Here is a 5,182-nt window from a genome sequence, read left to right on the forward strand (position 1 = left end):
GCGCCGCCCCGAACCGCCATCTCGTCCCCCGTCAATCCTAAAATCATGGAGAATCAGAGCCGGTTCGAAAGGGCAAGTGAAATGTGTGAATGCCGTAGCAATCAGACCAGGTCGAACCGATCGAGGTTCATCACCTTGTCCCACACCCGGACGAAATCGGTCACGAACAGCTCCTGCGAGTCAGAGCACGCGAACAACTCCGCGATCGCCCGCAGTTGCGAGTTCGAGCCGAACACCAAGTCAACCCGGCTGCCGGTCCATTTCACCGTGCCGGTCAGCCGGTCGCGCCCTTCGAACACCTCGTCCGACACCGCGGATTTCTGCCAGACGATATCCATATCGAGCAGATTGACGAAGAAATCCGTGGTCAACCGCTCGGGCTGATGGGTGAACACACCCACCCCCGGCTGCCCGGAGGTCACGTTGAGCACCCGCAACCCGCCGAGCAGCACCGTCATTTCCGGCGCCGTCAGCGTCAGCAACTGCGCCCGATCGACCAGCAATTCCTCCGCCGAGCGGCGATGACCACCGGCGAAATAATTGCGGAACCCATCAACCTTGGGCTCGAGCACCGCGAACGAATGCACATCGGTCTCGTCCTGCGACGCATCGGTCCGCCCCGGCGTGAACGGCACCTCGATCGTGTGCCCCGCCGCCTGCTCGACCGCGGCGCACCCGCCCAGCACGATCAGATCGGCCAGCGAAACCGCCTTGCCGCCGGTCTGCGCCGCATTGAACGCAGATCGGATGCCTTCCAGCGTTTCCAGCACCTGCGCCAAGACCGCCGGCTGATTGACCTCCCAATCCTTCTGCGGTGCCAGCCGGATGCGCGCCGCGTTCGCACCGCCACGCTTGTCGGTGCCCCGAAACGTCGAGGCCGAGGCGAACGCGGTCGAAACCAACTGCGAAACCGACAGGCCCGAAGCCAGAATCCGCGCCTTCAAATCCGCGATCTCGGCCGGCCCGATCAGCTCATGGGTCACCGGCGGCACCGGGTCCTGCCAGATCTGCGGTGCGGCCGGCACTTCAGGCCCGAGCCCCCGGATGTAGGGTCCCATATCGCGATGGGTCAGCTTGAACCACGCCTTGGCGAAAGCCTCGGCGAATTCATCGGGGTTCTCATGGAACCGCTTGGAGATCGGCCCATACTGCGGGTCGACCTTCAGCGCGAGGTCGGTGGTCAGCATCATCGGCGCATGGCGCTTGGCCGGATCATGCGCATCCGGCACGGCATCGTGCGCCGCCGGATCGGCCGGAGTCCATTGATGCGCACCGGCCGGGCTCTTGGTCAGCACCCAGTCGTAGTTGAACAGATTGTCGAAATAATTGTTGTCCCATTGCGTCGGGTTGTGGCTCCACGCCCCTTCGAGACCGCTGGTGATGGTATGCGCGCCGTTGCCGGTGCCGTAGGTGTTCTTCCACCCCAACCCCTGCTCTTCGATCGCGGCACCTTCCGGCTCACGCCCGACATACCGGCCCGGGTCCGCCGCGCCATGGGTCTTGCCGAAGGTGTGGCCGCCCGCGATCAACGCCACCGTCTCTTCATCGTTCATCGCCATCCGCGCGAACGTCTCGCGAATGTCGCGCGCCGAGGCGAGCGGATCGGGCTTGCCGTTCGGCCCTTCGGGATTGACATAGATCAGCCCCATCTGCACGGCGCCGAGCGGGTTTTCGAGCTGACGATCGCCGGTGTAGCGCTGATCGCCGAGCCAGGTGTCTTCCGAGCCCCAGTAGATATCCTCTTCCGGCTCCCACACATCCTCACGCCCGCCGGCGAAGCCGAAGGTCTTGAACCCCATCGACTCCAGCGCGCAATTGCCGGCCAGGATCAGCAGGTCGGCCCAGGACAGTTTGCGCCCATACTTTTGCTTGATCGGCCAGAGCAGCCGGCGCGCCTTGTCGAGATTGGCATTGTCGGGCCAGCTGTTGAGCGGCGCGAACCGCTGCGTGCCCGCACCGGCGCCGCCACGCCCGTCGCCGATCCGGTAGGTGCCGGCGCTGTGCCACGCCATGCGGATGAAGAACGGCCCGTAATGGCCATAATCCGCCGGCCACCAATCCTGCGAATCGGTCATCAGCGCGAACAGATCCGCCTTCACCGCCGCCAGATCGAGGCTCTTGAATTCCTCGGCATAGTTGAAACTTTCGCCCAGCGGATCGGACAACGATCCGTTCTGATGCAGGATCTTCAAATTCAGCTGGTTGGGCCACCACGTCTGGTTCGACATCGCCGCAAGCACCGTGCGCCTGTCAGACCCGCCGCCCGCAACCGGGCATTTGCTATCGCCGTCCATTGTGTCTCCGTTGGTTTGTTGATTGATTCAGTTCCGCCACGAAGCCCCCTTAGAGCACCCCATGCCGTTATAGGTGAAGTCGATTCTCCATATCTCGTTCATCGGGCAAACCTATGCGTCACATGCGACCGATCTTGCTTGTTTCGCCAGATCGGACAAAACCGCGCCATGAAGCCGCTCGCCCTTTGTGGCCTGATCGCCCTGCCGATCGGCGCCAGCATCCTCGCCCTGCTCGGCGTCGTCGCGGTCAACCCCGCCGGAGCCTGGAGTTTTCTAGCCACCTACCACGGCCAACCCTGGCTGTTCGGTTCACCCGGCTATGTCGATGCCTCGATCGGCATTCTGAACCAGCCGCTCGGCCGGCTCAGCGCGCTCGACTGGTTGCACGGCATCGTGCCCTGGTGGAATCCCTATTCCGGCATCGGCATGCCGCTCGCGGCCGAAATGCAGACCATGTCCTTCTTCCTGCCGTTCATCCTGATCTTCAAATGGTGGCAGGGCTGGCTGGTCGTGAAAGTCCTGATGCAGTGTATCGCAGGACTATCATCCTATTGCCTGATGCGCGCGCTCGGTTGCCGCAAACGAGCGGCGTGGCTGACCGGCGCCTTGTTCGCCCTCAACGGCAGTTTCCTGATGGCAACGCAGGCGATGGGGTCGATGGCCTTCCTACCGCTGCTGCTGCTGGGGCTCGAACGCGCCGCCCAAGCCGCCCGCGCTGGCGAGACGGGTGGCTGGAACCTCATCCCTTTCGCCTTGGCCTATTCGCTGTACGGTGGCTACCCCGAGGTCGCCTATCTCGATGGATTGCTGGCGGCCCTGTGGGCGCTGGTCCGCCTGGCCGGTCTCGGCCCGCACCGACGCCGCTTCGCGGCCAAACTCGCGATCGGCACTGTCATCGGTCTCATGCTCACCCTGCCGCAGATCATCCCGTTCCTGCATTATGTCGGCCATACATTTCTCGGCTTCCACAAGCGATTCTACGCGATCCTGCATCTGCGCCCCGAAATGGCGCCGGTCTTTCTGTTCCCCTTCATCTATGGCCCGATCCCATCTGGGCGGCCGCTCGGCATTCCTGCCCCCTTCATCTATGATTGGCCCGATCTGGGCGGCTGGCTCGGCCTCACTGCCGTGGTGCCGGCGCTGGCCGCCATCGTCCGCGCCCGCACCGACCGCAACCGCACCCTGATCCTGGCACTCACCCTGTTCAGCTTGATCGGCCTCGCGCGCTGCTTCGGCCTGCCGCATGTCACCGCCATCCTCAACGCCATCATCCCCGATCTTGCGCGGATCGATGCGGTCAGGTTCATCACCCCCGCCGTCGAACTCGCTGTCTTCATTTTGGCCGGCTTCGGCCTCGATCGGTGGATCACCGACGGACCACCCCGCTTGCCCACCGCCACAGCGCTGGTCGCACTCCTCATCGCGGCCGGTCTCACCGCGGTGCTGCCCGTCGCCCATGCCATACTCGCCTGGTATCACGCGTCATCCCCCGCGCTCCGTCATCTCATCCTGTTCGGCAATCTGCTGGAACTATCCGCCGGCGCCGCCATCCTGATCGCGCTGCTGCGCCGCCCGACCAGGCTGGCCGCATCGCTCGTGCTGGGCCTGATCGTGCTCGACAGCTTCATCATCGCGAGCCTGCCGCAACTCTGCGCGCCGCGCGCCTATCAGTTTCACCGTGGCGGCATCGCTTATCTGAAGGCGCATCTCGGCACCAACCGGTTCTACTCGCTGCGCCCGTTCGGCCCGAATTATCCGGCCGGTGACGAACTCGCCGCGCTGAACGACAATCAATTACCGGTCTCGCGCGGCTGGAGCCATTACATCACGACAAGGCTGAACGCCGAGTCCGACGCGATCATGTTCGTCGGCTGGTGGACCCCGCGGGGCATGGCAGGCGGGGTCACGGCGCTGCGCCGCAACCTCGCAAACTATGAGGCGAGCGGCGTGAAATACATCATCGCCGACCCCGGCACCGATCCGTTCCGCATCGACCTCGCGGTGCCGGACCACGCGCCACCCGCCGGCGCGGCCGTGCTGGGTTCCGGCCAGTCGCTCGAAACCACCCTGCCGGCGGCCGAGACCAGCATCATCCGCGGCACCGCCAACCCGATCGACCGCATCGCCATCCTGATCGGCACATACAACGGCCACGCCCACGGCAGCCTCGCCGCCCGGCTCTGCGCCGGGTCGATCTGCGCCGCCGGCGCGGCGCCGCTCGATCACGCAACCGATGACGCGCCGCTGCCGATTAATCTCACCCCGCCGCTGCCGATCGCGGCCGGTCAGACGATCACGCTCCGCCTCACCCACCGGCAGGGGCCGGGCGCGGTGGCGATCTGGCTGCGCCGCACCGCCGATGGCACGACCATGCCGCGGCTGACCGTCAGCACGGACCGCCAGAGCCAGCATATCAGGCGGGTCTATCAGGATCGGGTGATGACGATCTATCGCCTGCCGCAGCACCGCGCGCTGTTCACCGCATCGCCCGCCTGCCGCCTGACCCCTTACGGGCTGAACAAGCTCGACGCCGATTGCCCCGCGCCGGCGAAGCTGACCCGGTTGGAAGCCTGGTTTCCCGGCTGGCACGTCACCATCGATGGCCATCCCGCCGCGATCCGGCGGACCGGGGCGGTGTTCCAATCGATCACGCTGCCGGCGGGCCAAAGCCGGGTGCGCTTTTTCTATCGCCCACGCGGCACGCGGCTTGCGGTGAGCCTGGCGCTGGCGGCGCTGGTGGTCTGGGTTGGGTTGATGGGGAGGGAAGGCTTCTTTTTTGTAAAAAAGACCACTGCCGTCCGGCTTAGCCGGGATTGTTAGCATATAACAGTTTGATTTTATTTAGTTTTCCGGCATTTTGTGGGTGGTGTCGATTTGAATTTTGATCT

Annotated in this window: 2 protein-coding genes; one reads left to right on the forward strand and one right to left on the reverse strand. The window is 64.7% G+C overall.

Annotated elements, in window-relative coordinates; all coding sequences use genetic code 11:
• Nucleotides 1-101: 101 nt before the first annotated feature.
• Nucleotides 102-2,294, reverse strand: coding sequence for a catalase/peroxidase HPI (gene katG, locus B7X49_RS17980; RefSeq protein ID WP_286705304.1), 2,193 nt, complete (start codon nt 2,292-2,294; stop codon nt 102-104).
• A 168-nt stretch (nt 2,295-2,462) separates the two neighbouring features.
• Between katG and B7X49_RS17985 the strand changes: the two genes are divergently transcribed.
• Entirely contained in the window at nt 2,463-5,114 is a 2,652-nt protein-coding gene (locus B7X49_RS17985; RefSeq protein ID WP_286840506.1) for a hypothetical protein, read from the forward strand.
• Nucleotides 5,115-5,182 lie beyond the last annotated feature (68 nt).

Origin of the sequence: Acidiphilium sp. 34-64-41, from assembly GCF_002282635.1 — a bacterium.
Classification (GTDB): domain Bacteria; phylum Pseudomonadota; class Alphaproteobacteria; order Acetobacterales; family Acetobacteraceae; genus Acidiphilium; species Acidiphilium rubrum.